Annotated in this window: 22 protein-coding genes; 12 read left to right on the forward strand and 10 right to left on the reverse strand. The window is 45.1% G+C overall.

Annotation, left to right across the window (positions count from 1 at the left end; all coding sequences use genetic code 11):
• The first annotated feature begins 17 nt into the window (after positions 1 to 17).
• Positions 18 to 2,612 (forward strand): ExeM/NucH family extracellular endonuclease, encoded by a 2,595-nt coding sequence (locus ACED53_RS13085; protein ID WP_029223755.1) that lies wholly within the window; start codon positions 18 to 20, stop codon positions 2,610 to 2,612.
• A 212-nt stretch (positions 2,613 to 2,824) separates the two neighbouring features.
• On the opposite strand, the gene ACED53_RS13090 is transcribed toward ACED53_RS13085, so the two are convergent.
• Together ACED53_RS13090 and ACED53_RS13095 are read right to left on the reverse strand one after the other, a co-directional pair.
• Positions 2,825 to 4,480 (reverse strand): bifunctional diguanylate cyclase/phosphodiesterase, encoded by a 1,656-nt coding sequence (locus tag ACED53_RS13090; RefSeq protein ID WP_241816805.1) that lies wholly within the window; start codon positions 4,478 to 4,480, stop codon positions 2,825 to 2,827.
• 64 nt (positions 4,481 to 4,544) lie between these two features.
• Entirely contained in the window at positions 4,545 to 5,312 is a 768-nt protein-coding gene (locus ACED53_RS13095; RefSeq protein WP_241816807.1) for a cache domain-containing protein, read from the reverse strand.
• Between the two features lie 348 nt (positions 5,313 to 5,660).
• Between ACED53_RS13095 and ACED53_RS13100 the strand changes: the two genes are divergently transcribed.
• The 5 genes from ACED53_RS13100 (at position 5,661) to ACED53_RS13120 (ending at position 11,544) form a co-directional block, all read left to right on the forward strand.
• Positions 5,661 to 6,239, forward strand: a complete 579-nt coding sequence (locus tag ACED53_RS13100) for an aminodeoxychorismate/anthranilate synthase component II (protein WP_009848915.1) — start codon at positions 5,661 to 5,663, stop codon at positions 6,237 to 6,239.
• Between the two features lie 465 nt (positions 6,240 to 6,704).
• Entirely contained in the window at positions 6,705 to 7,916 is a 1,212-nt protein-coding gene (locus ACED53_RS13105; RefSeq protein ID WP_012604934.1) for an aspartate aminotransferase family protein, read from the forward strand.
• Between the two features lie 107 nt (positions 7,917 to 8,023).
• The gene (astA, locus tag ACED53_RS13110) at positions 8,024 to 9,043 is read left to right on the forward strand and encodes an arginine N-succinyltransferase (RefSeq protein ID WP_029223756.1); all 1,020 of its coding nucleotides are present in this window, start codon (positions 8,024 to 8,026) and stop codon (positions 9,041 to 9,043) included.
• 39 nt (positions 9,044 to 9,082) lie between these two features.
• Positions 9,083 to 10,540, forward strand: coding sequence for a succinylglutamate-semialdehyde dehydrogenase (gene astD, locus ACED53_RS13115; RefSeq protein WP_012604932.1), 1,458 nt, complete (start codon positions 9,083 to 9,085; stop codon positions 10,538 to 10,540).
• Between the two features lie 212 nt (positions 10,541 to 10,752).
• The gene (locus ACED53_RS13120; RefSeq protein ID WP_017100005.1) at positions 10,753 to 11,544 is read left to right on the forward strand and encodes a DUF1338 domain-containing protein; all 792 of its coding nucleotides are present in this window, start codon (positions 10,753 to 10,755) and stop codon (positions 11,542 to 11,544) included.
• A gap of 183 nt (positions 11,545 to 11,727) precedes the next feature.
• On the opposite strand, the gene crp is transcribed toward ACED53_RS13120, so the two are convergent.
• The 6 genes from crp to ACED53_RS13150 all read right to left on the reverse strand — a co-directional run bounded on the left by crp (position 11,728) and on the right by ACED53_RS13150 (position 17,525).
• Complete coding sequence (crp, locus tag ACED53_RS13125) at positions 11,728 to 12,360, reverse strand: cAMP-activated global transcriptional regulator CRP (RefSeq protein WP_004729651.1); 633 nt, start codon at positions 12,358 to 12,360, stop codon at positions 11,728 to 11,730.
• Between the two features lie 241 nt (positions 12,361 to 12,601).
• Positions 12,602 to 13,471, reverse strand: a complete 870-nt coding sequence (locus tag ACED53_RS13130; RefSeq protein WP_012604929.1) for a phosphoribulokinase — start codon at positions 13,469 to 13,471, stop codon at positions 12,602 to 12,604.
• Between the two features lie 77 nt (positions 13,472 to 13,548).
• Entirely contained in the window at positions 13,549 to 13,761 is a 213-nt protein-coding gene (locus ACED53_RS13135) for a YheU family protein (protein ID WP_010435208.1), read from the reverse strand.
• Between the two features lie 95 nt (positions 13,762 to 13,856).
• Positions 13,857 to 14,849 (reverse strand): hydrolase, encoded by a 993-nt coding sequence (locus ACED53_RS13140; protein ID WP_017100006.1) that lies wholly within the window; start codon positions 14,847 to 14,849, stop codon positions 13,857 to 13,859.
• 277 nt (positions 14,850 to 15,126) lie between these two features.
• Positions 15,127 to 15,597: a TIGR02444 family protein gene (locus tag ACED53_RS13145; protein WP_009848923.1), complete on the reverse strand. Its 471-nt coding sequence runs from the start codon at positions 15,595 to 15,597 to the stop codon at positions 15,127 to 15,129.
• A complete protein-coding gene (locus tag ACED53_RS13150; protein WP_017100007.1) occupies positions 15,594 to 17,525 on the reverse strand; it encodes an ABC transporter ATP-binding protein in 1,932 nt (643 codons plus the stop codon). The genes ACED53_RS13145 and ACED53_RS13150 overlap by 4 nt, the downstream gene beginning before the upstream one ends.
• Positions 17,526 to 17,699: 174 nt before the next feature.
• On the opposite strand from ACED53_RS13150, the gene kefG reads away from it, so the two are divergent.
• The 5 genes from kefG to ACED53_RS13175 all read left to right on the forward strand — a co-directional run bounded on the left by kefG (position 17,700) and on the right by ACED53_RS13175 (position 22,330).
• Entirely contained in the window at positions 17,700 to 18,284 is a 585-nt protein-coding gene (gene kefG / locus ACED53_RS13155) for a glutathione-regulated potassium-efflux system ancillary protein KefG (protein ID WP_017100008.1), read from the forward strand.
• Positions 18,271 to 20,067: a glutathione-regulated potassium-efflux system protein KefB gene (kefB, locus tag ACED53_RS13160; RefSeq protein ID WP_029225383.1), complete on the forward strand. Its 1,797-nt coding sequence runs from the start codon at positions 18,271 to 18,273 to the stop codon at positions 20,065 to 20,067. The genes kefG and kefB overlap by 14 nt, the downstream gene beginning before the upstream one ends.
• 176 nt (positions 20,068 to 20,243) lie before the next feature.
• A complete protein-coding gene (locus ACED53_RS13165) occupies positions 20,244 to 20,444 on the forward strand; it encodes a YheV family putative zinc ribbon protein (RefSeq protein ID WP_012604925.1) in 201 nt (66 codons plus the stop codon).
• 94 nt (positions 20,445 to 20,538) lie between these two features.
• Complete coding sequence (gene slyD / locus ACED53_RS13170; protein ID WP_009848928.1) at positions 20,539 to 21,129, forward strand: peptidylprolyl isomerase; 591 nt, start codon at positions 20,539 to 20,541, stop codon at positions 21,127 to 21,129.
• 235 nt (positions 21,130 to 21,364) lie between these two features.
• Positions 21,365 to 22,330, forward strand: coding sequence for an isoaspartyl peptidase/L-asparaginase family protein (locus ACED53_RS13175; RefSeq protein WP_012604924.1), 966 nt, complete (start codon positions 21,365 to 21,367; stop codon positions 22,328 to 22,330).
• A 182-nt stretch (positions 22,331 to 22,512) separates the two neighbouring features.
• Here ACED53_RS13175 and ACED53_RS13180 read toward each other — a convergent pair whose 3' ends face one another.
• Both ACED53_RS13180 and ACED53_RS13185 read right to left on the reverse strand, forming a co-directional pair.
• Positions 22,513 to 22,740 carry a SlyX family protein gene (locus tag ACED53_RS13180; protein ID WP_017100010.1) on the reverse strand — a complete coding sequence of 76 codons (228 nt, stop codon included), beginning with the start codon at positions 22,738 to 22,740 and terminating at the stop codon, positions 22,513 to 22,515.
• Between the two features lie 5 nt (positions 22,741 to 22,745).
• The gene (locus ACED53_RS13185; protein WP_009848931.1) at positions 22,746 to 23,723 is read right to left on the reverse strand and encodes a WD40 repeat domain-containing protein; all 978 of its coding nucleotides are present in this window, start codon (positions 23,721 to 23,723) and stop codon (positions 22,746 to 22,748) included.
• A gap of 131 nt (positions 23,724 to 23,854) precedes the next feature.
• Here ACED53_RS13185 and fkpA point away from each other — a divergent pair, with 131 nt between their 5' ends.
• Complete coding sequence (gene fkpA, locus ACED53_RS13190; RefSeq protein ID WP_009848932.1) at positions 23,855 to 24,631, forward strand: FKBP-type peptidyl-prolyl cis-trans isomerase; 777 nt, start codon at positions 23,855 to 23,857, stop codon at positions 24,629 to 24,631.
• Positions 24,632 to 24,719 lie beyond the last annotated feature (88 nt).

The following is a 24,719-nucleotide window of genomic DNA, read 5'->3' on the forward strand; positions in this document are numbered from 1 at the left end:
GAACTCAGGTGAAACGGATGGCTCTTTTACACAAACCTTCATTGCTAGCAGTGGCAATTGGTAGCTTGCTAACCACAAGCGCACACGCTGATTTGTTTATTTCACAATATGTGGAAGGCGGCAGCTATAACAAAGCGGTTGAGATTGCCAATAACGGCGATAGCAGCATTAATTTAGATGGTTACTCGTTGGCGAAGTCTGCGAATGGTAACGGAGCATGGGGTGCCACTTTACCTTTAGACGGCCACATTTTAGCGCCCGGTGAAGTTCTTGTGGTTGCGCACACCAGTGCAAGTGACGAAATTAAAGTGGCGGCTGATATTCTTAACGCGTCGATTGCTAATCACAATGGTGACGACCCGCTGGCTATCTTGAATTCAGATGGTTCGGTGCACGATGTTGTCGGTTTGATGGGCGATGTGGACTGGGGTAAAGATGTTACTTTGGTTCGTGCTAAACAAACACCTTCTGCGACGTTTGATGCTTCGCAATGGGTATCGTTACCTAAGGACAGTATTGAAGGGCTAGGTTCACTAGACAATGTAGAGTTGCCTGACGCGTTTGCCTGTACACAAGATGGCTCTGCTCCTGTATTCACGACTATTCAAGAGATCCAAGGTGAAGGCGCAACATCACCGTTCATTGATGGCTATCCATACATCACTGACGATGAATACTTCGTCAAAGGTGTGGTAAGTGCAGTCACTACTGGCATAACCAAAGGTTTCTACCTGCAAGCGCTTGATGACGACTTCAATTCAAGCACTTCTGAAGGCCTATTTATTCACACCAATCAATCGAGTTCAGAACTGGCTGCGGGCGATGTAGTGTGTGTGAAAGGTAAGGTTCAAGAGTATTACAGTCATACTCAGCTTAAAGTTGAAAACAACCAATGGCTTAAGCAGGGCGAGCAACAAGCGCCTGAAGCGACAGCAATTGAAGCCTTAGACAGTGACGAGAACTTCGCTGTAACGCTTGAACGCCATGAAGGCATGTTGGTGAAAACAACCGAAGCGCTTGATATGCGTGTAACGCGTACCTTTGGTTATGACTACGCAGGTCGTCGTAACAACATGGTACTGGCACATGAGCGTATTAACATGCAGCCGAACCAGTTATCTGCAGCTGGCTCTGAAGATGCGAAACAGCAAACTAAAGATAACGCAGATCGTCGTCTTTTTGTTGAAACTGATCAAAAAGCCGGTGACGGACAGGTTCCTTTCTATCCAGACTTTGGCCGTACCGATATTGACCAAGATGGTTCAACAGAAGACTACATCCGTATTGATGACACCATTGTTGGCCTAGAAGGCGTGCTGACTTACAGCTACGGCGAGTATCGCTTAGTGACAACCAACCAGATCTCGGCTGAGAACTTTGTACGTAATGACCCACGTACTGACAAGCCTGATATGGATGAAGGTGATCTACGTATCGCGACCTTCAACGTATTGAACTACTTTAACTCTCCATTTGGCGGTGACGCGAACCAACACGGCAACAACCGTGGCGCGAACACCATCACTGAGTTTGAGATGCAGCAAGAGAAGATTGTGAACGCGATTCTTCGTCTAGATGCCGACATCATTGGTTTGATGGAAATTGAGAACAACGGTTTTGGTGAAGGCTCTGCCATTCAGCAGCTTGTAAACCAACTGAATGATCGCATTGAGCGTAAGAAAGACCGTTATACCTTTGTGGCCGTGGACTCTAACGAAGATGGCGCAACCGACGAGATGGACTCGATTGGTACTGACGTCATTACAACAGGTGTTATCTACCGTAAGAAAGTGGTTAAGCTTAAAGACAGCCGTGTTATCGCGATGCCAAGCCAACAAGCACCAGAAGTGTTAGACGATTCTGGCAAGGTGATTGAAGACGGTAAGAACTACCAACGTGACTCATTGGCGCCAACTTTTAAAGTCAAAGGCACTAAAGAGAAACTGACCGTTGCGATTAACCACTTTAAATCGAAAGGTTCTAAGTGTTGGGAAGATGCAGCCCCTGTCGAACAGGGCGGTCAAGGTGGCGTTGATGCCGACAAGCAAGGTTCATGTGAGAACTTCCGTGTTGCAGCTGCGGTTGCATTGGGTGAAGCGCTAGACGGCATCAAAGGCCATAAAGTGATTCTGGGTGATATGAACTCGTACGGCATGGAAGACCCAATGCTGGTACTGACGGATTACTCTGAAGAGAAATACGGTAAGCAAATCAAAGCGGCGCGTAACACCTACATTGACGGTGTCGAGCAGTTTGGTGATAACGGTGCGGTGATTACTAAGAACTACGGCTACATTAATGCCGTGGCTCAAAAGCACCCAGACAGTTGGAGCTACTCATACAATGACGAAGTTGGCGCTTTGGATCATCTGTTGATCAGCGACAGCCTGAAAGACATGGTGGTGGATGCGACTGACTGGCACATCAATGGCGGTGAATCGAAGCTGCTTGATTACAACGAAGAGTACAAAGGTGATTTGCCGAAGTACCAAGATCACTTCCGTTCATCGGATCATGATCCGGCAGTTCTTGAGCTTAAAGTCGGAGGTTCGTTTGGTTTCGGTGCACTGATGTCATTGTTTGGCTTAGCAATGTGGCGTCGTCGTAAGTAATAAGGCTTTTTGAGTCATAATAAACCGCTACCTATAGGTAGCGGTTTATATTTTAGCTACTCATTGATACCAATCGTAGTAAATAACTGTTCACCCTAGCTTGTTAAAAATCTAGATAACGTCGTTAGATTTTTTGATTGTAGAATAACTACTTATCAAAAAAATCCGCCTTATTCTCAAGCTTTTTTCCTGCGCTATTTTTGAACACTTGCTTACTGTGATTGGTATGATTCCATCTTTTCAAGGTCGTATTGGCGTATTTGTACCGCTTTTTCCAGTGATACCGGTTTTGAAAATAAGTACCCTTGGACAATGTCACATCCATATTGTTTCACATATTCTAGTTGTTCAATGGTTTCGACACCTTCAGCGACGGTTCTTGTTCCTGTAGACCGCCCAATTGCGACAATGCTTTTTAATAGTTCATGAGCGGTATTCGATTCTGAAAGTTGCCAAATAAAGCTACGATCTATTTTAATTTCATGAATAGGAAGTAATGACAAATACTTCAACGAAGAGTACCCAGTACCAAAATCATCTAAGGCCAAGTGAAACCCTTTACTACGAAGTTGATACGCAACTTTTGCTACCTCTTCCGGATTTTTTAGCATGATGCCTTCGGTGGCTTCTAGGCATATATGGGATGGGTTTATACCGTAGCGCTCTGTTATTTTAATGATATTTTCAGCAAAGTTTGTTTCACCAATTTGAACTGGTGATAAGTTCAGTGCCAGTAAAATAGGAGCATCGTCTGGAAAATCGAGTTCTGAATACTGTTGGTAGGCTAATTCAATAAGATACCAACCTAATGCGCGTATGTGACCACTGACTTCAGCGACGGAGATAAATTCATCAGGGTAAACGTTACCCAATGTTGGGCTTTTCCATCGAGCTAGCGCTTCGATTCCCCATAACCTTCCAGACTGTAAGCAATACTGAGGCTGATAATCTAAATAAATTTCTCTTCTTTCTATAGCGGTAAGTAAATTGTCTTCAATCAGAAACTTACGTTGATTTTTCGCAGAGGTTTTTGATGAGAAAATAGCACAGTTTGCTTTGCCTTCTGATTTCACAGAATGGAGCATAATATCAGAGCTTGCGAGTAACTCATCGACAGTGCGCCCGTGATCGGGATACAAGGCGGCACCTAAGCTAAAACTGATATCAAATTCATGCTCAAAGCATTGATACTTGGTCGCAAGTTCATCATGAAATAGTTTCATGACGCTTTCTGCCTGTTTTAGGCTGTTTAGATCAGGGAAAGTAACAATAAATTCATCACCTCCGAACCGGAACACTTCTGAAAAATTAGGGCATACTTTTTTAAGCGTTTGAGATATCTGTATTAAGAGTTCGTCCCCAACACTGTGTCCGTAGTAGTCGTTGATGTTTTTAAAGTTATCTACATCAATAAAACAGACAAGAAATTTATCATCATCTGATTGAGTTTTGGCCAGCTCTTTCTCCATATAGACTTCAAAAAAGTGTCGATTAAAAAGCCCAGTCAGTTGGTCATGATTAGCAAAGTGATTCAGCGTGCTGTTTGCAGTACAGAGCTTTTCAAAGTCAGATTGAATTTCAGCTTGATAAGATTCAAAGCGACGAGAAACTAGAGTGCTTACATAATATGAGAGTAGTCCGACTAATAGAACGACTATGCTATACATGAGTGCTAAGCGATTGAGCTCATCATTTCTTTTTTCAATCAACTCGGCATTTTTTTTAGTTACAAGTCTTTCTAATGCAGTGACACTAAAGCTCGCGCCTATCGTCCAGCCCCAAGTACTATTTTTGATGACATAACTAAGGTTTTCTAACGAGTGATTGTCGGCAGCTAAGTGTCTAACATAGACATCCGATTGTTCCAACAGCGCGACTGCTTGAGTGCGGAAGTGTATGTTTTGAATGTTATGGATATTAGTGTCAATAAAGCTAGGGGGTGGTATGAGCTAGCACATCGCCTTTAGTGTCGATAACGTAGAAGTTACTCTGTTGACCAATTTGAAGCTGACTTAACCATTCGAGCACGTCACTTTGAATGTCTGCCTGGACATCTGTAATAAAGTCACTTGTACCTATGTACCAATTATATGGCGAGAAATTGACAATATAGCCGATTTTTTCATACTGTTTTGCGAATGTATTCGGCTTTATAAACCACCATTTATGAAAGCCTTCCTTTTCTTTAATTGCTTTCTTGGTTAATTCCTGAGCAATAAAGTGTCCTTTAGCATCTTTATAGTCCCATCGGGAAGCTCCTTGGGAGCTAGGAAATATAGGGTGGAAAATAACAGTCCCATCATGGTGGTAAATAAAAGGGTAACCACGACCGTCATTGAATCTGTAGTTTTTCAAACTCGAACGAACCAAGGTTGTAAACTCTTGTTCACTTAATTGTGGGTTGTCTTTGTACAGTTGATTTAGTATCGAGTGAGTGCGGAGAGTATGAGTTTTTATACTGTCGCGTAGTGTGGTTATTGTTGTTTCTTCTAAGTAGTTGAGCTGCTTGTTGACATAGCTGACTTGAGATTTTAAATAGGCTTTTTTTTCTTCAACAATGTCGGACTCTATGTGAGTGATTTCTTGATTGGTTCGTCGATAACTATCATTGACCGATAACGAAAAGACGATAATAGAGAATAGAACCACAGTTATAGTCGGTATGTAACGAATTAGGTAGACGAGCTTGTTCTCTTTCATTTTTCTATTAAAGGTCAGTAAATTCACGCTAATGATAACTCAAACAATTATTCATTGAGTTGTTATTTTTCACAAAAAAAGAACCATGTCATAAAAAACCCGCAACTTATAAGGTTTAATTTTTATGGGAACTTTGGCAGGGATGGGAGACATCTATGTCTTGAGAAGACAAAGTGGATCACTCTGGCTTCATTGCCAGTAACGTTTATGTATTTGTAGTGTAAAGTTATCAGGGCAGCGAAAGCTGATTTTCTTTTTATCATTTTCACTTGCCTTTCTTGCTTTATATTGCACAATACCGCCCCTATATCTTCCAATCATTTAGTATTTAGCAAACGATTTCGACCCATGTTACTTATCATCGATAACTACGACTCTTTTACCTATAACTTGTATCAGTATTTCTGTGAGTTAGGGGTCACTGTGAAAGTTGTTCGCAACGATGAGATTGATATTGCGGGCATTGAAGCGCTGAATCCTAGCCATCTTGTTATCTCGCCAGGCCCTTGTACGCCTGATGATGCGGGAATCTCTCTGCAAGTCATTGAACACTTCGTGGGTAAGTTGCCTATCTTAGGTGTGTGCCTTGGTCATCAAGCCATTGCTCAAGTCTTTGGTGGTGAAGTAGTGCGAGCCAGACAAGTGATGCACGGTAAAACCTCTCCAATACGTCACAATGGCAAGAGCGTTTTTCAGGGGTTGAATAACCCTCTAACCGTGACACGTTACCATTCTCTAGTGGTGAAAAATGGCACGCTGCCTGACTGCTTTGAACTGACGTCTTGGACGGAATTTGAAGATGGCAGCATGGATGAGATCATGGGGTATCAACACAAAACCTTACCGATTGATGCCGTACAATTTCACCCTGAGTCGATTAAAACAGAGCAAGGACACCAGCTTCTCGCTAACTTCCTAGCACGCTGAGTGTTTAAATTTGACCCTTTCTGCGTCTAAATAAGCCAGTTAAACCTGTTACCCCATTCGTTAAGCGTTTAAATTCGGGCGCTACGCGTCTCTTACTCCTCTGACGCCGATCACTTTTTATAACATTTCTCTCTCTTCAGGCTAAGTTTTTAGCCTATGCAAAATTATTCGCCTTATTTCGTCTCGAACCCTATATACCGCAATGCCAGTAAGGCTTTGCTATTACTGGTTATGCGTTTAGGTAAAAAAAGCTTCATAAAACAGATTAATTGATGCATAAATAGTCATAGGTAGTGACGTTTAGCTGGTTGTTAGGGATGGCTAAAGAATAATCTACTATTGAAAACGTTAATTAAATGTAAATATAATGCTGCGGCGGGATTGTGGCGAGAGAAAATATCTTTGTCTCACTTATGAACCAGTACGCTTATTTGCGAAGCTTGCGGTATCGAGAAGGAATGTACGATGACAGTGGAAAAAAAAGTAGAACGTAGTCTGTTTAATGAGGTGATGGTGCCTTGTTATAACCCAATGGAAATGATCCCAGTAAAAGGGGAAGGCGCACGCGTTTGGGACCAACAAGGCCGAGAGTATATCGACTTTGCTGGTGGTATCGCTGTGAGCTGTTTGGGTCACTGTCACCCAGCAATGGTTAACGCAGTTACTGAGCAAGCAAACAAGATTTGGCATTTAAGTAACGTAATGACCAACGAACCTGCACTACGTCTAGCGAAGAAGTTAACAGACGTATGTTTTGCAGAAAAAGTATTCTTTGCCAACTCTGGTGCTGAAGCGAACGAAGCCGCATTGAAGCTAGCTCGTCGTTGGGCAGCGGATGTTCACGGTCCTGAGAAATCTGAAATCATTGCATTCAAACAAGGTTTCCACGGTCGTACTTTCTTTACTGTAACTGTGGGTGGTCAAGAGGCTTACTCTGATGGCTTCGGTCCTAAACCGGGCGATGTAACTCACCTGCCTTACAACGATATTGCCGCGCTAGAAGCGCACATCTCAGATCGCACATGTGCAATCATGATGGAACCTCTGCAAGGCGAGGGCGGTATCATCTCTCCAACATCTGAGTTCGTGAACACGGTTCGTGAACTGTGTGACAAACACAATGCGCTGCTTATCTTTGATGAAGTGCAAACAGGTAATGGCCGTACCGGTAACTTTTACGCTTACCAAGGTCTAGGTGTAACACCTGACATCCTAAGCACAGCGAAATCACTAGGTGGCGGTTTCCCTATCGGTGCAATGCTAACAACGTCTGAACTTGCAACACACCTAAAAGTCGGTACGCACGGTTCTACTTACGGTGGTAACCCACTGGCGTGTGCCGTTGCTGAAGCCGTTGTTGACGTAGTAAGCCAACCTGAAACGTTGGCTGGCGTGAAAGAACGCGAAGCACTATTCCGTGATGGTTTAGCTAAGATTAACGACAAATACCAAATATTCAGTGAAGTTCGCGGTAAAGGCCTATTGCTAGGCGCTGCGCTTAATGAAGCATGGCAAGGTCGTGCTCGTGATGTACTAGTAGCAGCAGGTGAACAAGGCTTGATGGTACTGGTTGCGGGTGCAAACGTGGTTCGTTTCACACCATCACTGGTTATCACTACACAAGAAATTGAAGAAGGTTTATCAAAACTAGACAAAGCCATCGCTACGCTAGTTTAGCCTGAGCGGCGTCATAGGAATGATCGCCATTAGAGCGATCCCATGACGTACTGCTAAAGGCCCAAGATTCTCGTTTTGGGCCTGTTTTGCATCTGGAGGGAATATTGATGCTAGTTGTTCGCCCAATAAAATTATCTGATTACGATGCGTTGCATACCTGCGCGGTTGAATCTGGTCACGGATTCACATCTCTTCCGGTTAACGAAGAACTGTTAACCAACCGTATTACTCACTCTGAATACAGCTTTGCTAAACAAGACGTGACTGAACCTGGTGATGAAGGCTACCTAATGGTTGGCTTTGATACCGAAACCGGAGAAGTCGCAGGTACCACAGGTATCGAAGCCTCAATTGGCTGGGATGTTCCGTTTTACTCTTACCACATCAGCAAAGTGGTGCACTCATCGCAAAAGCTTGGCGTGAATAACGTCGTGAAGCTACTGACTTTCGGTAATAACTACACCGGATGCAGTGAGATCTGCACACTGTTCTTGCGTCCAACTTTCCGTGGTGGATTGAATGGTCGTTTGATGTCGAAGTGTCGCTTCCTAATCATGTCTGAACACCCAGAGCGTTTCTCGAAAACGATTTTTGCTGAGATGCGTGGTGTATCGGATGCGGAAGGTAACTCACCTTTCTGGCAATGGCTGCAAGAGCACTTCTTCTCAATTGATTTCACGCTTGCAGATTACCTAACTGGTATCGGTAAGAAAGGCTTCATTGCTGACCTAATGCCAAAGCTGCCTATCTACGTGAACCTACTGAGCAAAGAAGCTCAGGCGGTGATTGGAGAGGTACATGATAATACACGCCCAGCACTTAAGTTGTTGGAACGTGAAGGTTTCACTAACCGTGGTTATGTTGACATCTTTGATGCAGGCCCAACGGTTGAGTGTGATCTAAGAAATATTGAATCAGTGCGTCATGCGATTCGAGCTCAGGTGAAAATTGCAGAGCACTCCAGCTCTAAAGACTTCCTAATTGGTAATACCTCATTTGAGAACTTCCGCGCAGTAGCCGCGAAAGGCGCGTATGACCAAGCAAGCGACACAGTGATTTTATCATCTGAAGTAGCAAGCGCTCTTGAAGTAAAAGAAGGCGAATTCGTTCGCATGTTGGCTCAATAAGAGCGGCGATTATCTGTCGAAGATTTTAAGGATAGAAGTATGACTCAGTGGATAGCAGGACAGTGGGTGGCAGGTCAAGGCGACGCCATGACATCAGTAAGCCCATACAACAATGAAGTCGTGTGGCAAGGCGATAGTGCAACACCAGCGCAGGTTGAATCTGCAGTAGCAGCGGCTCGTGATGCGTTCTTAGTTTGGAAGAAACTGAGCTTTGCAGAGCGTGAAGCCATCGTGTTGAACTTTGCTGAGAAAGTAAAAGAGAACAGCGAAGAGATAGCACAGATTATTGCAAAAGAGACGGGTAAACCGATTTGGGAAACTCGTACTGAAGCGGGCGCGATGGCGGGCAAGATCGCTATCTCTATTCGTGCATATCACGAACGTACTGGTGAAGCTTCACGTGAAGCGGCAGGTAACCAAATCGTACTGCGTCATCGTCCATTAGGCGTTATGGCGGTATTTGGCCCTTACAACTTCCCAGGTCATCTGCCTAATGGTCATATTGTTCCAGCACTGCTATCGGGTAATACCGTGGTATTTAAGCCGTCAGAGCAGACACCTTGGACTGGTGAGTTTGCGATGAAGCTATGGCAAGAAGCTGGCCTTCCTGCTGGCGTGATCAACCTAGTGCAAGGCGCTAAAGAGACAGGTATCGCACTAGCCGATGCTAAAGGTCTTGATGGCGTGCTATTCACGGGCAGTGCTAATACCGGTCATATCCTTCACCGTCAATTCGCAGGTCAACCGGGCAAGATGCTGGCGCTAGAGATGGGTGGCAACAACCCGATGGTGATCAGTGACCAATTTGGTGATGCTGACGCGACGGTTTATACCATTATCCAATCGGCTTTCATCAGTGCGGGTCAACGTTGTACATGTGCGCGTCGTTTGTATGTTCCTGTTGGCGAGAAGGGTGATCAACTGCTCGATAAGCTCGTTGCGGCTACCTTGAAGATTCGTGTTGATCAGCCATTCGCTGAACCTGCACCTTTCATGGGACCACAAATCTCCGAAGCTGCGGCTAAGTTCATTCTGGACGCGCAAGCTAATCTGCAATCACTCGGTGGTGTAAGCCTAGTTGAAGCAAAAGCGGGCGAAGCGGCGTTTGTTTCTCCGGGGATTATCGATGCAACCAACATTGCTGAGTTGCCAGATGAAGAGTACTTCGGTCCATTGCTGCAAGTGGTTCGTTACCAATCGCTCGAGCAAGCGGTTGAGCTAGCTAACGACACTCGTTTTGGTTTGTCTGCGGGTCTTGTATCAACAGATGATTCTGAATGGGAATACTTCGTTGATCATATCCGTGCGGGTATTGTTAACCGTAACCGTCAGCTAACAGGCGCAAGTGGTGATGCACCATTTGGTGGCCCGGGTGCTTCGGGCAACCTACGCCCAAGTGCTTACTATGCAGCGGACTATTGTGCTTACCCTATGGCTTCAATGGAAGGTGGCGAAACTCAACTGCCAGCGACATTTAGCCCAGGTATTGAGCTGTAGTTTAGTCTAATGAGTATTAGGCTCATTCGTTAAGCTTGAAATAGGGAGGTGGTGTTATCGCTTCCCTGTTCCACCACGTCCGACACCTAGATTGGGCGGTAGATAATAATAGAACAAGTATGTCACAGGCTGATGGCTGCTGACTCTATGTCCAGCCTCTCCCTTTCTAATCCAAATTACTAGCTTGCTAGAACCTCTGACAAGGAGTCACCATGACGCCCGATCTACTCTTTAAATCACTATGGGACGATTACATTCACAGGCTTTGTCCATCGGCTGAGAAAGTACATCACTTGCTGAAAGAAGACGAAGCCCTGATTAATGATCATATTGCACTGCGTACTTTCAATGTTGCACCGCTGGGGATTGAAACACTGGCCAAGCCTTTCCTTGAGTTAGGTTACAAGGCATGTGGCGATTACTTGTTTGAGAGCAAGAAGCTAGTGGCTAAGCATTACGAGCATCCAGATCCAAAACAACCAAAAGTGTTCATTAGTGAGTTGAAGGTCGAAGAGTGTTCAAGCGACTTACAACAGATCGTTGCTAAGTTGGTTGGGCAAGTAGACGCAAGCAAGCTTCAGGGTCATGAATTCTTGTTTGGTGGTCGTCTTTGGGATTTGAGCTTCGCAGATTTCCAAGTGCTCGCAAAAGAGAGTGAGTACGCTTCTTGGCTAGCAGCTCATGGTTACGGTGCAAACCACTTTACGGTGAGTGTGAACCAGTTAAATAAGTTCGATGAAGTGCAGGCCGTGAATGACTATCTGAATGAGTCGGGATTCACTATCAATGTATCTGGCGGCGAGGTGAAAGGCTCTCCAGAGGTCTTATTAGAGCAATCATCAACAATGGCAGATAAAGTCCCAGCTTCATTTGTTGAAGGCAATGAGATGATTCCTGGCGGCTTCTATGAGTTCGCTAAGCGTTATGCGATGGCCAATGGTGAGCTTTATACCGGATTTGTCGCGGCATCAGCTGACAAGATCTTTGAAAGCACCAACGGTTAAAGAAAGATACGAGCACGGGTTTTGCCCTAAAGATGCGAGTACGCTTCGCTACGAGGAAGTTTACAAATAGGATTCAGTGAGTTCTTCTCGTATCTCGCATCTGCTCTCTAGATCTTTAGAAAACAAAAAAGCCACCAAATTCGCATTTGGTGGCTTTCAAATTTTTGGCTCAGTTAATCGAGATTAACGAGTGCCGTATACCACGATGGTCTTACCGTGTGCAGAAATTAGGTTCTGCTCTTCTAGCATCTTCAAGATACGACCTACGGTCTCACGAGAACAACCAACAATCTGGCCAATCTCTTGACGAGTGATCTTGATTTGCATGCCGTCAGGGTGAGTCATTGCATCTGGCTGTTTTGCTAGGTTTAGTAGCGTTTGAGCGATACGACCTGTTACGTCAAGGAACGCTAAGTCACCAACCTTTTGGCTAGTTACTTGTAGACGGTTTGCCATTTGCGCTGAAAGACGCATTAGAATATCTGGGTTCACTTGGATAAGTTGACGGAATTTCTTGAAAGAAATCTCAGCTACTTCACAAGGAGATTTTGCACGAACCCATGCAGTACGCTCTTGGTCTTCTTCGAACAAGCCAAGCTCACCGATGAAGTCGCCTTGGTTTAGGTAAGAAAGAATCATTTCCTTACCTTCTTCGTCTTTGATAAGAACTGCCACAGAACCTTTAACGATGTAGTACAAGGTTTCTGCCTTTTCACCAGCATGAATCAAAGTACTTTTTGAAGGGTACTTATGAATATGACAGTGTGAAAGGAACCACTCTAATGTTGGATCGGTTTGGGGTTTACCTAGAACCATAATATCTTACTTCCTCTGCAGGGTATGCTTGCCGCTTTCCATATTTTAGCTAAGCCTGAATTGACCTAGCTAGGATAAGAGCACTCGATGAGTGCTGCAAGCTATCTTGTGTTTCGTTTAAGAATAGTATCCTTTTTCAGGTACTATTTCTTGATTTTAATCGTGACCAAGCTACGATTTTTTACGCAAAATTGTGCACATGATCACGGTATGAAAAGTAATCAACCAGAATGTTGTTTTGTTAGCCTATTTTCCCGGTTTCTATAAGTTGTTGCAGGATCGGCCTTACAATGAGCTCCATAGCAAAACTCATCTTGCCTCCTGGCACCACAAGTGTGTTATGACGTGACATAAATGAGCCATCAATCATAGCCAACAGGTAAGGGAAATCGACGTTTTTGATGCCGCGCAAACGTATAACCACGAAGCTTTCGTCTAAACTTGGGATCCCTTTTGCATTCAGTGGATTCGATGTATCTACGGTAGGGACACGCTGAAAGTTGATATGAGTTCGCGAAAACTGCGGGGTAATGTAGTTAAGGTAATCATCCATTGAGCGAACAATAGAATCCATCACCGCTTCGCGAGAGTGACCACGATCGCGTGTGTCACGAACGAATTTCTGGATCCACTCCAAGTTTACGATAGGTACCATGCCGATAAGCAGATCGACGTGTTGAGAAACATTGATGTCACCATCGACTACGCCACCGTGAAGACCTTCGTAGAACATCACATCCGAGTTTTCAGGGATCTCTTGCCATGGCGTAAAGGTGCCGGGCATTTGATTGTAAGGCACGGCTTCATCGAAGGTATGCAGATAGCTACGGACTTTTCCCGTGCCTTCATTGCCGTATTGACGGAAGAAATCTTCTAATGCACCAAAATCGTTAGCTTGTGGACCAAAGTAGCTGATGTGCTTACCTTGCTCGCGCGCCTTACGGATCTCGACATCCATCTCTGGTCGAGTGAAGCGATGGAAACTATCCCCTTCAACCCAAGCAGCCTTCACGTCCATCATATTGAACATTTTTCGGAAGGCTTCTGAGGTAGTGGTGGTGCCGGCTCCAGATGAACCCGTCACCGCAATAATTGGATGTTTAGCGGACATGACAACCCTTGTCTTTTGAGTAACTTACTTGTTAGCAATCGTTTACCACTATAACACGGCTCCTTTATGAGCGCAGCTTAGAAGCGTTTTGTGACTTGAATATCAACGGTTTCATGCAGTTCAGAAAACACGATACTCACTTCTCCTGAGGCTAATTGATGTTTCACTTGGTCAATTTTGTTTTGCAGTGAAACTTCTACGTCACCATAGTCTGTACCTTCACGCAGTACGAATTCTTTGATGAGGTTTTCCAGTGTCTCTGGCGCAATGTCTTGCCACGGGATGATCATAAATACTTCTCTCTTTTATGTTCATGGATAGGTTTATTGTTGTAGAAATGAGTGAGCTTAGTAATATCTTTACTGCTATTTACTAAGGCTCGTCATTATGCCGAATCTTGTAGACTTTCATAGTAGGCGGGTAATGCTTCTTCTAACCAAAATCTTGGCTTGAGTGTGCTGCCGGTAATGAACCCCACATGACCGCCTTTTTGAAACAGTCGATAATCGATGTTATCAGGCAGAACGAACTTTGGAATCACATCATCGGTCATGAAAGGATCGTCCTTGGCATGAATGATCTGAGTTGGTAGTTTGATCTTCTTGAGTTTAGGCAGTGCGGAGCATTGTGCATAATAATCTTGGGCATTTTTGAACCCATGCAGAGGCGCCGTGATTTGTTCATCAAACTCATACAGTTTGGTGATCTTCTTAATGGTTTCCGCTGTGACACCAAGCTTTTCCTGTAGCAGGCTAACTTTTTTCAAGGCGTTTGATTTTAGAGAGTTGAGTAGATACTTCTTATAGAGCTTGGAGAAGCCCTGCTCAATGCGACTAGAACAACAAGCCAAGTCAAATGGAGCAGATACTATGGTCGCCGCCGACAGCAATGGGTCGTCTGCATACTCAGCCAAATAATTCGCCAGCATGTTACCACCCAAAGAGATACCAACTGCAACTTTGGGGTTGTTGGGGAACTGCGCGTGCAGATGCCTTAGGAAAAAGCGCGCATCTTCGACTTCACCTGAATGGTATGCACGAGCCAAGCGATTTGGTTTTCCGCTGCAACCTCTAAAGTGCATCATCACTGATAGCCAACCATCTTTAGCAAATGCATTCATCAGCCCGTTGGCGTAAGGGCTCTCAAAGCTCCCTTCTAATCCGTGGAATAGAACGAATATTGGCTTGTTACTTTTATCATCATTGCTTGGCGTGTCACCGTCTGGCGATTCACTCCATGCAAGGTCTAGGAAATCGCCGTCGGGAGTTTCTAAGGTCTGCCATCGAGGAGCAAACAACGCCTGCTTTCTAATAAATCTTGGCACTAAGGTTTGTAAATGTGGATTCGATAGGCCAGCGGCAGCGGTAAATATTGTCATAAAAACAGTCCATGCTTCTTTTATGGGCTTTGATAAAGTGTTGAGCTTTTAGCGAAACGCCCACGTTTTTATTTGAGCTTGGTTGATTCTTAGCATAAGCGCAAGGGTTTCACTGATATGATCGACCAAAACAGGTGATGGGTAACTGGTTGAATAATATCAAGGTTGGGCGTATTAAAGACTCCCCCCAAATGTGTTTTAGTCAGCATGCGATCATGGTAACGAGCGAGCGCAGTTAAGCTTGGAGCTTGATTGAATAAAAGGAAAAGGAAATGCGTTAGGGCTGTGGTGCTGGTTCAGAAAAAGCGTCGTAGAGATTTTCCGCCCCTAATAAACGACAGTACTGTAAAGCGAGCGGTGATTGTTGGTTCGCTGTAAGTTGAAGAGACTTAATGCAGTCGACGAGGTCGGACTGTTGTTGCTTTTCAAGCTGCAGCTCAAATTGTAAGGCTTCACGGTAGAGTGAATCGACAACGTGTGCTTTGAGGTGTTTACGCAGCTCTCGATAACTATGAAGCAAGGTTTCAGAGCGGCTTAAGCATTGTTGCACCTTGTGCCACTCTTCCTCAGCAAAAGAGAGTTGCTGCTCATCAAGCCATTTGAGAAGCAGCAGTAGATTGACGTTGCCATGGAATTGGTTTTGCAAAGCTAAGCACGCATCCTTAACACCGCGCACACTGTAATACTGAAGGCTAAATTGCCATAGTCGTTCCAGTGTTAGTGATATTGGTGCGTGCTCTGGGCTCATAAGCTATCCATATCCAGTTCCATCTGCTCAAGCTCTTCTTGAGTGGACATCCAATCCATTTCAACTTCTTCTAGCTGTGACTTACTGCTCGCTTGTAGAGCGAGTACTTTATTCAGTTTAGCCTTATTTTCAGCTTCATACAGTGAAGTGTCGGATAATTCTTGCTCGGCTTCTTCAAGAGCCAACGTTAATTTATCCATCTGCTTTTCAAATTGAGTCAGCTTTTTACGAATGGGTGCCGTCAGTTTACGGAACTCTGCCTCTTTACGTTTCTGATCTTTTTTTGCTGCTGCACTGTTGGCGCCATCTTTTGCTGGTGCCAATGCTTGTGCTTCTTTGCGCTCAACTTTCTGTTGTTCGGTTAGCCACTTGTAGTAATCGCTAAGGTCACCATCAAACGGTGCAACTTGACGGTCGTGTACAAGGTACAAATCATCAGTAGTGGCACGAAGTAGGTAGCGGTCGTGCGATACGATAACCATCGCGCCTTCAAACGTCTGCAATGCAAACGTTAGTGCCTGACGCATATCGAGATCCAAGTGGTTGGTTGGTTCATCGAGTAGCAACAGGTTCGGTTTTTGCCATACCAGTAGCGCCAAAACTAAACGCGCTTTTTCACCACCGGAGAACGGTGCCACTTTATCGAGTGCTTTTTCACCTTGGAAGCCAAAGCTACCTAGGTAGTCACGCAGTTGTTGCTCGGTGTGTTTTGGCGCAATCTGCATCATGTGCTGAAGTGGTGTCTCTTCCGGGTGCAGCGTCTCTAATTGATGTTGGGCAAAGTAACCCATTTTAACGCCTTGCGAATAGCTTAGCTCGCCACCTTGCTGTTTCAGTTCACCTGAAAGCAGCTTAATCAGCGTCGATTTACCTGCACCATTTCGACCAAGTAAACCAATACGGCTGCCCGGTACTAGGTTTAGGCGAATCTTCTCTAGAATCAGATTGTCATCGTAACCTGCAGAGACCTCGTCCATCATCATGATTGGGTTTGGTAGTGCGTCTGGTTCTCTAAATTCAAAGCTGAAAGGGTTATCAAACTGAGCGGGCAGTACTTGTTCCATTTTCTCTAGCGCTTTAATACGGCTTTGCGCTTGGCGAGCTTTTGAAGCTTTGTAACGGAAACGGTCAATGTAGCTCTGCATGTGCGACATTTGTTTCTGCTGCTTTTGGTACATCGCTTGTTGTAGAATTAGCTTTTGCGCTCGTTGGATTTCGAACGACGAGTAGTTACCTGTGTATTCATTGAGCAGTTGATTTTCAACATGCACGATGCGGTTGACGATAGGATCCAAGAAGTCCCTATCGTGTGAGATAAGAACGAGTGTGCCTGGGTAGTTTTGTAACCAGCGCTCTAGCCACATTACAGCGTCTAAATCCAAGTGGTTGGTTGGCTCATCGAGTAACAGTAGGTCACTGCGACACAGTAGGGCTTGCGCTAGGTTCAAACGCATACGCCAACCCCCTGAAAATTGAGTCAGGTTCCATGTCATTTGTTCTTGGCGAAAGCCTAGGCCGTCTAACAACTCAGCCGCGCGTGCTTTGATGCTATAACCACCAATGGTTTCAATCTTGCCATGGATCTCTGCGACTAATGTGCCGTTGTCGGCTTGTTCGGCTTGTTCGGCTTTCTCAAGTTGATCTTCAAGGCCACGGTATTCACGGTCGCCATCAATCACGTATTCAATTGCTGTTCTTTCTAATGCAGGTGTTTCTTGAGCAACCCAAGCCATTTCCCAATGGGCTGGTTTACTGAATGAGCCAGCATCAATAGACAGTTCGTCCTTAATCAGGGCGAACAGCGTAGATTTACCACAGCCATTCTTACCAACCAAACCGATCTTGTCGCCAGGGTGAAAAGTCGCAGATGCTTGGTCGAGGAGTGGCTTACCGCCGCGTAGCAATTGAATATCAGAGAAAGTAATCATAATTGAAATAGCATAGAAATTAGAGGTGAACAGACGCCTGCATAGTAGGCTGAAACCAGATAAAAGTCGATCACAATGCAATTTGCGTTATGATGCCAATAACATATTAGTAACTTTTGCTTAAATTCTTGTGGCCTTGCCACCGTTTAGCCTTCAAAGGAATGTTTCAAAGGAATGAGTAATACTCCCTCGATAGACAACCCCGTGCCAAAGGTGCTGGTCATCTATGCGCACCCAGAGCCGCAAACCTCTATCGCTAACCAGATCATGGTTAAAAAGATAGAGTCGCTTGGGAATGTCAAAGTCCACGATCTCTACGCCATCTATCCTGACTTCTTTATTGATGTGCCTTCTGAGCATGCATTGCTGCTTGAATATGATGTGATCGTGTTCCAACACCCTTTGTTTATGTATTCCTGCCCATCACTGCTTAAAGAGTGGTTTGACCGAGTATTAGGCAAGGGTTTTGCGTTTGGTGAGCAAAGTGCGCTTAAAGGTAAACACTGGCGCAGTGTGATTACTACCGGTGGTAAAGAAGAGGCGTTTGGTGCCGCAGGCTATAATAAATATCCATTACAAGAGATTTTGCAACCATTCGAGCTAACTGCTGCTTTGTGTCAGATGCACTGGATATCCCCTTTGGTTTTACATTGGGCACGAAATGTCACCGATATGACGCGTTACCAACACGCAGAAGCGTATCGAAATTGGTTGCGAGACCCGCTACAAGATATAGGAGCGAATGATGGCTCTGACTAACGATTTTCTACAAAGTAGCGTTATATTTTTAGCAGCTGCTGTGGTTGCGGTTCCTATCGCACAGCGCGCTGGATTAGGGTCGGTACTCGGTTACTTATTAGCGGGTGTGGCGATTGGCCCATGGGGGCTTGGTTTAATCAGTGATGTAGAGGCGATTCTACACTTCTCCGAATTCGGGGTGGTACTGCTGCTCTTCTTGATTGGTCTCGAACTTAATCCGAAAAAACTGTGGCAGATGCGAGCCCCCATTCTAGGACTCGGTGGCGCGCAAGTGCTGATCACCACTCTGATTATTACCGCTATCGCGTGTATGTTTGGTTTAACTTGGCAAACTAGCTTAGTCATCGGCATGGGTTTAGCTTTGTCTTCGACCGCTATTGCGTTGCGTGTTATTGAAGAGCGAGAGCTTGGTGGCAAAGAAGCAGGGCAGTCAGGCTTTGCGGTATTACTTTTTCAAGATATTGCCGTAATCCCTATGTTGGCGATGCTGCCTTTGCTTGCGGGTAATACGGGCGGCAGTTGGGCTGACATGTTATGGATGCTAGGCGGTGTGATTGGCTTGCTTGTCGGTGGTCACTTCTTGTTGAGACCACTGTTCCGATATGTAGTCATGAGCGGTGTGCGTGAGTTGTTCACGGTAGCAGCGCTGTTATTGGTGATTGGTATTGCCGTCATCATGCAGCAGATTGGTTTGTCGATGGCATTAGGTACTTTCTTGGCGGGCGTACTTCTGGCTGAAAGTGAATATCGACACGAGCTTGAAATCGCGATTGACCCATTCAAAGGGTTACTGCTTGGCCTGTTCTTTATCTCTGTGGGTATGGCGGTAAACCTAGGTTTATTGGCAGAAAGTCCATTCGCAATACTTATCGCGGTGTCGTCTCTGGTCGTGTTGAAGGGCTTGGTGTTGTATGCGCTAGCTCGTATCTTTGGTACTCAAGCTAAAGCGCGCAGCCGTATGGCGATGATTCTCAGCCAAGGTGGTGAGTTTGCCTTCGTTATTTTTACCGCGGCGAGTGCACAAGGCATCTTAAGCGGCGACCAAGTGTCGTTCTTACTAGTGGTTGTGAGCCTTTCTATGGTGACCACGCCATTGATGCTTAAGCTGCAAGATCGCTTCTTTGCTCGTCAACTCAATCAAATCAGTGAAAGCGCGATGTCTTCGGATGTGGTTGATCGTAGCCCTCGAGTGATCATTGCAGGCTTTGGTCGTTTCGGTCAGATCATTGGTCGTCTGATGTATGCCAACAAGATTCGTATCACCGTCCTTGAAAGTGATGCCAGCCAAATACATATCCTTAGGAAGTTCGGCTACAAGGTATTTTACGGTGACTCGACTCATCTTGAATTATTACGCGCAGCCGGAGCTGATAAAGCGGAAGCGATCGTGTTGTGTACCGACTCTCCAGACGAAATCATGAAAACTGTCGACTTGTGTAAGCAGCATTTCCCACAGTTAAAGATTTTAGCGCGTGCTCGAAGCCGTGTTGAAGCGTATCAATTACTTAACCACGGTGTGAGCAACTACTCGCGTGAAACCTTCCTTGGGGCATTAGATTTAGGTCGTCAAACATTGACTGAACTTGGCATGCATCCATATAAAGCGAAGCGAGCAGAAGCACACTTTAGGAAACTGGATAATGGTATGCTGAAAGAGTTGCTGCCTCAGCATAACGAAGATGCCGAGTTAGCCCAAAGAGCGAAAGAGGCTCGCAAAGAGCTTGAAGAGATTTTTGGACACGAGATGGAAAACGATCACCAATCTCGAAACTATTGGCAGTAGCTTGAAGTGATAACTAATGCTTGAGCTTAGAAATGAAGCTTGGGCATAGACATATAGCTTGAGCTCTAGAAATAAAAGTCTAGATAACTGATCTAATAATAAACGTGGTCTCTGCTTTGTCTTTAATAGAGCTAGAGCGGAAGAACTGCGAATCCAGAGTAGTAAAGGATATCAACGTGAAACAGAAAAAACGCTTTATCGCAGGGGCGAGCTGCCCAAGCTGCAAGACTCAAGACACACTCCGCTGGTGGATTGAAAATAATATCGAGCTGGTGGAATGTGTCGATTGTGGCTTCACAGAACAGCGTAAACCGAAAACTGTAGAGAAATCTGAACACGCGAATCAAGAAATGATCGGTATTTTTAAGCCTGAGTGATTGAGTTTCGTCAATTGATCCCCATAATATCCGGGTACAGAATTTTTCCTAAGCTCAACTGTTCGAGCTTAGTCCAAACCTCCTTGGAGCTCTCATGAAAATTGAAAAGAACGTAGTAGTTAGTGTTGCATATCAAGTGAAACTTGAAGATGGCGTAGTAGTTGACCAATCAACTGCAGAAGCTCCACTAGATTACCTTCACGGTCACAACAACCTAATTACAGGTCTTGAAAAAGAGCTTGAAGGCAAAGTCGCTGGCGACAAGTTCTCAGCAACTGTTACTCCAGAAGACGCTTACGGCGAGCACAACGATGACCTAGTTCAACGTGTTCCTGCAGACGTATTCCAAGGTGTTGAGCAAATCGAAGTTGGCATGCGTTTCCTAGCGGATACTGACCAAGGTCCAATCCCAGTTGAAGTTACTGAAGTAGATGGCGACGAAGTTGTTGTTGACGGTAACCACATGCTAGCTGGCCAAACTCTAACGTTTGACGTTGAAGTTGTAGCGGTTCGTGAAGCGACTGAAGAAGAAGTTCAACACGGTCACGTACACCAAGAAGGCGGCTGTGGCGGTCACGACCACGATCATGATCACGAAGGTGGTTGCTGTGGTGGCGAAGGCCATGACCACGCTGAAGAGAAAAAAGACGGCTGCTGCGGCGGCGGTAGCTGTGGTTCTCACTAATACCGAATTAACGGTTTAGTTTAAGAATATTGAAAACCTCCCTTGTGGAGGTTTTTTTCGTTTAGGGTGCTAGCTTTTTGAGTTGGCTTTTCGTCTACCAAATTAATTGTCTGCAAATCTTAGTGTCCGCAAATCTAAGCGTTCGTAAATAGTTTGGTTTTCGCTATCAGACATCAAACCATGGATGTGGTATTGATAGCACAACATTATAAGTCGACGTCAGTGGAGAGTTTGTATGTCACAGCCTTTTTCAATTGCCATTCATGGTGGTGCAGGCACCATCATACGAGAGCAAATGAGTGATGAATTAAAAACGGGTATTACCGAGGCTTTGGAAAAATCGGTTTTGGCTGGCTATCAAGTATTACAGTCGGGTGGCGATGCGCTAGATGCAGTGGTTGCTTCAGTTAAGGTGATGGAAGACAGTCCCCACTTTAATGCCGGTAAAGGTTCTGTTCTGACTCATGATGAATTTGTTGAGATGGATGCTTCTGTGATGCACGGTCGTGAAATGGATGCGGGGGCTATTGCCGGTGTCCGCCATATCAAAAATCCAATTGAGCTTGCGCGTGATGTGATGCTTAAAAGCGACCATGTGCTGCTGATTGGTGAAGGCGCCGAGAAGTTTGCGTTTGAGCATGACCATACTTTCACCGAGCAAGATTACTTCTTTACTGAGCGTCGTTATGACCAACTTCAGTCGATGAAAGAGAAAGGTATTTTTGCTTTGTCTGAAGCGAAATATGATGAAGAGCAAGCTGATAAATATCCAGATGATAAAAAGTACGGCACGGTTGGCGCGGTCGCATTAGATCAAGCCGGAAACTTAGCAGCCGCAACCAGCACTGGTGGCGTAACCAATAAAAAATACGGTCGTGTGGGAGATTCTCCAATCATCGGTGCAGGTACTGTTGCTGAAAATGGCAACGTGGCCGTTTCAACAACAGGTATGGGGGAGTTCTTCCTTAGAAAGATGGTTGCCAGTGATGTGGCGGCACGAATGCGTTATCTCAAGGAAGATGTGCATACGGCTTGTGAAACGATTATTCAAGGTGAATTGAAAACCATGGGTGGTGAAGGTGGCTTGATTGCTATCGATGGACAAGGTGATATTCATTTCGGTATGAACAGTTCAGGAATGTACCGTGCGAGTGTTGATACTAATGGCTGCGTGGAAGTAAAAATTTATGCCGATGACTAAGTTTGTATTGCCTTAACTGACTTTAGTTGAATTAGCGTAGATTAAACAAACAAAAGGGCGACAGATAAGTATCTGTCGCCCTTTTAGTTTTCTATGTCCCGTCCTGAAATGTGTTTACACATTGAGGACGAGAAACTAACGATATGCGTCGCTAGAATTAATTCGTTATCTTTAAACCGCACTTAATAGTGTGGGGGTGGCGTCTCTTCTGATGCGTCAGCGAGGTTTGAGCCATCCATATTTTTTACTTTGCCAACCACGAACTTCATCTGGTCTTGCATTCTCGAGATCAACATCTGTTGTTGGCTAAGCGCTTCATTAAGTTCTTCAATGGTTTGCTCTTGGAAAGCCAACTGACATTCTAGGTCATTCACGCGGCTTTCTAATTGTTCAACTCGCTTTTCTGTCATCGTTCTTAATCCACATTCCAAGCTTGGGCAATGCCCGCAGAGGTGCCCGATATCACACGGTTCTTATCATCAAAGGCTGCATCATACACTACCGCACGAGGAGGGCGAGCATCTTTTAATGGCTCGGCGTCGTGGCGAGAAATGCGTTTACCATCTTGAGTATTCCACACGCTCACTTGGCTAGATGGCGTACCTGTTACCAACATACTGCCGTCATCAGAAAAGCGAGCACTGGAGAAAATTAGCTGTCGAGACCAGCTCTGCAATTGCGCTTGAGGTTCACCTGTCTCAAGATCCCAGATCATCGCTTGATTCCCTCCATCGGAGGTAAAAGCTAGCTCTCCATCTCGTTGTAAGGCAACTCGTACGACTCTTTGTTCGTGCTCGAATGTACGCAATACCAAGCCTGATTCGGTATCCCAAAGGTAAGCTTTATAGTCGTTACCGCCTGATAATGCGTAGCGCCCATTCGAAGATAGGGAGACGGAATTAACTTTTTCTCGGTGAGCGAGGAACTCCAGACGGCGTCCGGTGACTAAGTCCACATAGATAGCTTTGCCATTAGATAGGCCCAGCAGTACTTTTTCACCGTTGCTAGAGATATCAACATCGCGAATTAAGCCATCGGAAATCGACCATAGCCCTTCAGCTTGTGTCCAAGATAAGTCCCAAACGGCGAAATTCATCTGACTGGCGGTAATGGCAAAGCGACCATTGTCAGAGATGCGAATACGCGATACTTGATTTTCGGATTGATCTTGTGGACCAAGTTGAGCCAGTTCTTTGTTTTGGGCAAGATCCCAAAGGAGCAGCTGTTTTTGCTGCGAGTAGAGCAGCGCGAAGCGTCCATCTCTACTTAGGGCAAAGCTGGTGGCGCCGTTGGGTTCAATTTCCCAGCGTTGGTCATCATCTTGGAAGAAAAAGCAGCCATTTAACAAGGTGATGACAATCGTACATAGCAATGAGTGGAAAAATATTCGCATCACATCCAATAATCCGGTTTGTGTCGAAAGACATATGACTAGTATATTGTTATAACTAACGTATTCACACCAATCTAATCATTAGATTTGTGCACAATAACCAATGGCTTGGCCATTAATTGGAGAATTCAATGAAATCAGTTTTAAAAGTATCACTGCTTGCCGCAACGGTTATGCTAGCAGTTGGTTGTCAGAAAGAAGAACCAAAGGCAGAAGCTCCACAGGTAGAAGAAGTTAAAGTTGCAGCAGTAAACTTTAAAACAGAAGATGACAAAGCGGCATACGCAATCGGTGTATCTTTCGCTAACTACTTAAGCACAAGCATTGATAAGCCAAGCGAGCTAGGTATTAACCTAGACAAAGCGATGGTTCTTCAAGGTATCGAAGACGTATTCGCAGAGAAGACGGCACTTAACGAAGAAGAGACTCGTGCAGCTCTTGAAGCTCTAGACAAGCGTGTTGCTGAAACGATGCAAGCACAAGCGGCAGAAAAGTCTGCAGAAGTGAAGAAAGCGGGTGATGACTTCCGCGCTGAGTTCGCTAAAACTGAAGGCGTTAAGCAAACTGAATCTGGTCTACTTTACCAAGTAATGACGGCTGGTGAAGGCGCTTCTCCAAAAGACACTGATACGGTTCAAGTACACTACAAAGGTACGCTAACAGACGGTACTCAGTTCGACAGCTCTTACGATCGTGGCGAACCAGCAACATTCCCACTAAACCGCGTAATCCCAGGTTGGACTGAAGGTGTACAACTGATGCAAGTGGGTTCTAAGTACAAGTTCGTTATCCCGCCAGAGCTAGCATACGGTGAGCAAGATACACCGACTATCCCAGCTAACTCAACGCTAGTATTCGAAGTAGAACTACTAAACATCGATAACGCTGAAGCAGCTCCTGCACAATAATATCGGTTAAAAGCCTCGTGCTAAAATACGTTGTGTCTCGTCCTAAAATACGTTGACAGTTTTTCTACTAAGCCAACAGCGTCAGCTG

This window comes from Vibrio sp. 1F169 (assembly GCF_041439605.1).
GTDB lineage: Bacteria > Pseudomonadota > Gammaproteobacteria > Enterobacterales > Vibrionaceae > Vibrio > Vibrio tasmaniensis_A.

Coding starts and splice junctions, on each gene's coding strand:
- astD (WP_012604932.1), top strand. CDS start 9,083: ATGACTCAGTGGATAGCAGGACAGTGGGTGGCAGGTCAAGGCGACGCC.
- ACED53_RS13130 (WP_012604929.1), bottom strand. CDS start 13,471: ATGTCCGCTAAACATCCAATTATTGCGGTGACGGGTTCATCTGGAGCC.
- kefB (WP_029225383.1), top strand. CDS start 18,271: ATGGCTCTGACTAACGATTTTCTACAAAGTAGCGTTATATTTTTAGCA.
- ACED53_RS13175 (WP_012604924.1), top strand. CDS start 21,365: ATGTCACAGCCTTTTTCAATTGCCATTCATGGTGGTGCAGGCACCATC.
- slyD (WP_009848928.1), top strand. CDS start 20,539: ATGAAAATTGAAAAGAACGTAGTAGTTAGTGTTGCATATCAAGTGAAA.
- ACED53_RS13100 (WP_009848915.1), top strand. CDS start 5,661: ATGTTACTTATCATCGATAACTACGACTCTTTTACCTATAACTTGTAT.
- kefG (WP_017100008.1), top strand. CDS start 17,700: ATGAGTAATACTCCCTCGATAGACAACCCCGTGCCAAAGGTGCTGGTC.
- ACED53_RS13085 (WP_029223755.1), top strand. CDS start 18: ATGGCTCTTTTACACAAACCTTCATTGCTAGCAGTGGCAATTGGTAGC.
- ACED53_RS13135 (WP_010435208.1), bottom strand. CDS start 13,761: ATGATCATCCCGTGGCAAGACATTGCGCCAGAGACACTGGAAAACCTC.
- ACED53_RS13180 (WP_017100010.1), bottom strand. CDS start 22,740: ATGACAGAAAAGCGAGTTGAACAATTAGAAAGCCGCGTGAATGACCTA.
- crp (WP_004729651.1), bottom strand. CDS start 12,360: ATGGTTCTAGGTAAACCCCAAACCGATCCAACATTAGAGTGGTTCCTT.
- ACED53_RS13145 (WP_009848923.1), bottom strand. CDS start 15,597: ATGAGCCCAGAGCACGCACCAATATCACTAACACTGGAACGACTATGG.
- ACED53_RS13140 (WP_017100006.1), bottom strand. CDS start 14,849: ATGACAATATTTACCGCTGCCGCTGGCCTATCGAATCCACATTTACAA.
- ACED53_RS13185 (WP_009848931.1), bottom strand. CDS start 23,723: ATGCGAATATTTTTCCACTCATTGCTATGTACGATTGTCATCACCTTG.
- ACED53_RS13120 (WP_017100005.1), top strand. CDS start 10,753: ATGACGCCCGATCTACTCTTTAAATCACTATGGGACGATTACATTCAC.
- astA (WP_029223756.1), top strand. CDS start 8,024: ATGCTAGTTGTTCGCCCAATAAAATTATCTGATTACGATGCGTTGCAT.
- ACED53_RS13095 (WP_241816807.1), bottom strand. CDS start 5,312: ATGAAAGAGAACAAGCTCGTCTACCTAATTCGTTACATACCGACTATA.
- fkpA (WP_009848932.1), top strand. CDS start 23,855: ATGAAATCAGTTTTAAAAGTATCACTGCTTGCCGCAACGGTTATGCTA.
- ACED53_RS13150 (WP_017100007.1), bottom strand. CDS start 17,525: ATGATTACTTTCTCTGATATTCAATTGCTACGCGGCGGTAAGCCACTC.
- ACED53_RS13105 (WP_012604934.1), top strand. CDS start 6,705: ATGACAGTGGAAAAAAAAGTAGAACGTAGTCTGTTTAATGAGGTGATG.